Origin of the sequence: Streptomyces sp. NPDC002730 (genome assembly GCF_042888805.1) — a bacterium.
Classification (GTDB): domain Bacteria; phylum Actinomycetota; class Actinomycetes; order Streptomycetales; family Streptomycetaceae; genus Streptomyces.
This window is the reverse complement of sequence record NZ_JBIAQG010000079.1, coordinates 1-1,006: the sequence shown is the minus strand read 5'-3', so window position 1 is coordinate 1,006 and position 1,006 is coordinate 1. Positions and strand designations below refer to the sequence as shown.

1 protein-coding gene is annotated in these 1,006 nt (G+C 67.6%); it reads right to left on the bottom strand.

The window, feature by feature from the left end:
* Nucleotides 1-19: 19 nt before the first annotated feature.
* Nucleotides 20-954, bottom strand: a protein-coding gene (locus ACFYXH_RS42515; RefSeq protein ID WP_389575198.1) for an IS5 family transposase whose coding sequence is annotated in 2 segments (ribosomal slippage) — nt 20-570 and nt 570-954 — 936 coding nt in all. Because the reading frame shifts where the segments join, the coding sequence is not laid out codon by codon here.
* Nucleotides 955-1,006 lie beyond the last annotated feature (52 nt).

Sequence of the window (1,006 nt, the reverse complement as noted above, 5' to 3'; positions counted from 1 at the left end):
CTAGGCAGTGTCCGGTCGATCATGAGCGGAGCCAGATGACGAGGGCTGCGGCGGTGACGGTGCCGAGGAAGACGTATCCGCGCTTGTCGTAACGACTGGCTACGGCCCGGGACTGTTTCAGCTTGTTGATCGCCCGCTCGACGACGTTGCGCTTCTTGTAACGCTCTGTGTCAAAGCCCGGGGGCCGTCCGCCGCGTGAACCCCTGCGCAGGCGGGCGGCTTTGGAGTCGGACTTCTCCGGGATCACGTGCCGGATGCCGCGTCTGCGCAGGTACTGGCGGCATGGCCGGTTGCTGTAGGCCTTGTCGGCGGCAACGCTGTCGGGTCGATTGCGGGGGCGGCCCGGACCGAGGCGCGGGACATGGATCTTCTCCAGTACCGGCTCGAGTTGGGTGGTGTCCGACCGCTGGCCCGCAGTGACCACGAGGGACAGGGGCCGACAGCGGCCGTCCGCGCTCGGATGGACCTTCGTGGTGAAGCCACCGCGCGAACGGCCGAGGCCCTCACCTCCTGGACCACCTCCACCAGCCGGGCGCACAGGCTCTGCCAGGGACTGTCGGTCTGATGTTCCGCCGCCGGAACCCCTTTTGAGACCGCAGCGGGCGGCGGTCCCTCCTTGCGTGCACCGGCCGCGTGCTGGTGAGCCCGCATGATGGTGGAGTCCACCGAGATGTCCCAGTCGAGCTCACCCGCGGCGTCGGCTGCAGCCTGGGCCTGCTGAAGCAGTCCTTCCCAGGTGCCGTCCGCCGACCATGACCGATGGCGCTCATAGACCGTCTTCCACGGTCCGAAGCGTTCCGGCAGGTCACGCCACTGCACCCCCGTCCGCACGCGATGCAGGATCCCGTTGATCACCTGGCGATGGTCCCGCCACCGACCACACCGGCCATTGCTCACCGGCAGGAACGGCCGCAGCCGTTCCCACTCCTGATCTGTCAGATCACCCCGCCCCATGACCAGAACAACGACCACCACAGCACCCAGTCACATGATCGACCGGACACTG